The sequence below is a fragment of the Roseateles sp. P5_B10 genome (genome assembly GCF_056400485.1).
The window spans coordinates 1-3,206 of record NZ_JBFULE010000613.1; the positions used below are offsets into that span (position 1 = coordinate 1).

A 3,206-nucleotide genomic window follows, 5' to 3' on the forward strand; every position below is an offset into this window, starting at 1 on the left:
GGCGCGTTGGGAGGAGGCGGCGGATTATAGGAAGCGCCGCCTCGGCATCCTTGTATACCCGCGCACGCATCAAACCGTGTGCCAAACGACCGCTTCACATGTGTTTTTCAGTAGCTTGCAAGTTGGTTGAATCGTGTATGTTTAGCAACGTGGCGTTACCAGCTCGCGCCGAATTTCCGTTCGGCGTCAACGGCTTTGCTGCTAGCATTCAAGTAACTTATTAATAGTCCGATACGTAACTCGCGTGTCGGGAACAAAGGGCATGGGAATACTTGACGCACTTTTGGGTCGCAAGCACCCCCCCCTGATTGGCCTGGATATCAGTTCATCCAGCGTCAAGCTGGTGGAGCTGAGCCAGACCAAGAGCGGTGAATTCGTGCTCGAGCGTTTTGCCAGCGAGCCCTTCGAGAAGGGCTGGATTGCTGACGGCCAGATCGAGAAGTTCGACGAGGTAGCCGACGCGGTCCGCCGTGTCGTTGCGCGCAGCGGCAGCAGGACCCGCGACGCCGCCCTGGCCATGCCGCAGTCGGCCGTCATCACCAAGAAGATCATGTTGCCCGCCGGCTTGCGCGAGGAAGAACTCGAATTGCAGGTCGAGGCCGAGGCCAACCAGTACATCCCGTTCTCGCTGGACGAGGTCAGCCTGGACTTCTGCGTCATCGGCCCCAGCCCTACGTCGGTGGGCGATGTCGAGGTGTTGATCGCTGCCTCGCGCAAGGATCGCGTGCAGGACCGCCAGGGCCTGGCCGAGGCCGCCGGCCTGCGGCCCGTGGTGCTGGACATCGAGTCGCACGCCTCGCGCATGGCCATGGGCCGCCTCATTGCCGCCTTGCCCAACGAAGGCAAAGACGCGCTCGTGGCGCTGTTCGAGATCGGCGCCGACACCACCAGCCTCAAGGTGCTGCGCGACGACGAGCTGCTCTACGACCGGGACCAGTCTTTTGGCGGATCCCAGCTGACACAGCTCATCTCAAGGCAGTACGGTTTCTCCTTCGAAGAGGCCGAGCAGAAGAAGCTCGCCAACGAACTGCCCGAGGATTACGAGAGCAGCGTGCTCAACCCCTTCGTCGACAGCCTGTCTCAGGAAATCGGTCGGGCGCTGCAGTATTTCTTCACCAGCACGCCGCATCACAAGGTGCACTACGTGATGCTGGCCGGCGGCACGGCCACTCTGCCCGGTCTGAAGGAGCGAGTGACGGACCTGACGGGCTTCGCCTGCATGGTGGTCAATCCCTTCGAGAACATGGCCATGGGCTCGGCCGTGCGCGAGCCCAAGCTGCGTCGTGAGGCGCCGTCCTATCTGACCGCCTGCGGCCTCGCGATGCGGAGGTTCTTCCAGTGATCCTGATCAACCTGCTGCCGTATCGCGAAGAGCGGCGCAAGCGGCGCAAGGCTGCCTTCTTCGCCGGCCTGGGCTTTGCTGGCCTGGTCGGCGGCGGCCTGGTGGTGGCGGCCTACTTGATGCTGCAGTTCCTGACTGCGGAGCAGCAGTCGCACAACCAGTACATCCAGAGCGAGATTGCGCGGCTGGAGGCCCAGATCAAGGACATCGCCGATCTGAAGGCCGAAATCGAGTCGCTGAAGGCACGCCAGCGTGCCGTCGAGGACCTGCAGACCGATCGCAACACGCCGGTGCAACTGCTCAATGATCTGGCCCGGCTCGCGCCCGAAGGCATCTATCTGACGGCCATCAAGCAGGACGCCAAGCTCGTCACCATCAGCGGCATTGCCCAGACGAACGAGCGCGTGTCCGAATTCCTGCGCAACGTGTCGCGCAGCTCGGAATGGCTGGAGAAGCCCGATCTCATCGAAGTCAAGCTGGCCAATGTCACGACCAACACGCGTGACCAGCGGCGCCTGCTGGACTTCTCGATGAAGGTCTCGATCAAGACCCCGCCGCGCGAGGCTGCGCCGGGTGCCGCAGCGCCGAAGAAGAGCTGATCGCCCATGGCCACCTCCACATCCAAGTTCGACCTGAACGCCTGGTTCGCCGATGTCGCGAGCCAATTCCAGGGCCTCAATCCCAAGGAGCCCGGCCAGTGGCCGCTGCTGCCCAAGCTCGCAGCCTCGCTGGTCGTGATGCTGGCCGTTGCCATCGCCGGCTATGTCTTCGTGCTGTCCGACGTACAGGCGGGCCTGGAGGCAGAACGAGACCGCGAACCGCAGCTGCGCCAGGACTATCACAACAAGCTGGGCCAGGCCGTCAACCTGCCCGAGTTGCGCAAGCAGAAGAGCCAGGTCGAGGAATACGTGACCCAGCTTGAAAAGCAGTTGCCCGGCAAGGCGGAAATCGATTCCCTGCTGTCCGATATCAGCAGCGCGGGCGTCGGGCGCGGCCTGCAGTTTGAGCTGTTCCGGCCCGGCCAGGTGCTGATCAAGGACTATTACGCCGAGCTGCCGATCGCGGTCAAGGTGTCGGGCCGCTATCACGACATCGGCGCCTTTGCGGCCGACGTGTCGAATCTGTCGCGCATCGTCACCTTGCACAACCTCGTGGTCGTGGCGCCCAGCGGCCCGCGCGACGCGAACGGCCCCCTCAGCATGGAAGCCACGGCACGCACCTATCGCTACCTGGACGCCACTGAAGTCGCCGAGCAGAAGAAGGCCGCGACCAAGACGGCGGGAGGCAAGAAATGAAGCGCCTGCTGATGCCCCTCGCCGTGCTGCTGCCGCTGGCTGGTTGCGGCGGCGACATGGATGAGCTGCGCCAATGGATGGAGCAGGAGCGCAAGGAAGCCAAGACCACCGTCACGCCGCTGCTGCCGCCCAAGAAATTCCTGCCCCAGCCGTATGAGTCAGCGGCCGGCGTGGATCCCTACAGCCCGCAGAAACTCAGCGTCGCGATCAAGCAGGAAGCCGCCCAGCCGAATTCCCTGCTGACGGCCGAGATCAGCCGTCGCAAGGAGCCGCTGGAGGCCTATCCGCTGGACGGCATGGCCATGGTGGGCAGCCTGACGCGCGACAACCGTCGTTATGCGCTGTTGCGCGTCGACAACCTGTTGTATCAAGTCAAGGCCGGGGACTACCTCGGCCAGAACTTCGGCCGCATCACCAAGATCAGCGAGACCGAGATCACGTTGCGAGAAGTCGTCCAGGACGCTGCGGGCGAGTGGATCGAGCGCACCAGTACCCTCCAGCTACAGGAGAAGGGACGATGAACAAGACACCGCAGGAGAATAAGTCGATGGGCCGTGGCTGGTTGGTGG

The 3,206-nt window shown here is 63.3% G+C and carries 4 protein-coding genes; all 4 read left to right on the top strand.

The window, feature by feature from the left end:
* Positions 1–262 precede the first annotated feature (262 nt).
* Genes AC1DU6_RS24745 through AC1DU6_RS24760 form a run of 4 tightly spaced genes read left to right on the top strand, consistent with a single transcriptional unit; the run spans position 263 to position 3,158 of the window.
* Entirely contained in the window at positions 263–1,342 is a 1,080-nt protein-coding gene (locus AC1DU6_RS24745; protein WP_056203284.1) for a pilus assembly protein PilM, read from the top strand.
* Positions 1,339–1,941: a PilN domain-containing protein gene (locus AC1DU6_RS24750; protein ID WP_457325319.1), complete on the top strand. Its 603-nt coding sequence runs from the start codon at positions 1,339–1,341 to the stop codon at positions 1,939–1,941. The genes AC1DU6_RS24745 and AC1DU6_RS24750 overlap by 4 nt, the downstream gene beginning before the upstream one ends.
* A 6-nt stretch (positions 1,942–1,947) precedes the next feature.
* Positions 1,948–2,637, top strand: coding sequence for a type IV pilus inner membrane component PilO (locus AC1DU6_RS24755; protein WP_457325320.1), 690 nt, complete (start codon positions 1,948–1,950; stop codon positions 2,635–2,637).
* Positions 2,634–3,158, top strand: coding sequence for a pilus assembly protein PilP (locus tag AC1DU6_RS24760; RefSeq protein ID WP_457325321.1), 525 nt, complete (start codon positions 2,634–2,636; stop codon positions 3,156–3,158). Before AC1DU6_RS24755 ends, AC1DU6_RS24760 begins: the two co-directional genes overlap by 4 nt.
* Positions 3,159–3,206 lie beyond the last annotated feature (48 nt).

Excerpts from the sequence above, each read along its gene's own strand:
- AC1DU6_RS24760 (WP_457325321.1), top strand. The coding sequence starts at position 2,634 with ATGAAGCGCCTGCTGATGCCCCTCGCCGTGCTGCTGCCGCTGGCTGGT.
- AC1DU6_RS24745 (WP_056203284.1), top strand. The coding sequence starts at position 263 with ATGGGAATACTTGACGCACTTTTGGGTCGCAAGCACCCCCCCCTGATT.
- AC1DU6_RS24755 (WP_457325320.1), top strand. The coding sequence starts at position 1,948 with ATGGCCACCTCCACATCCAAGTTCGACCTGAACGCCTGGTTCGCCGAT.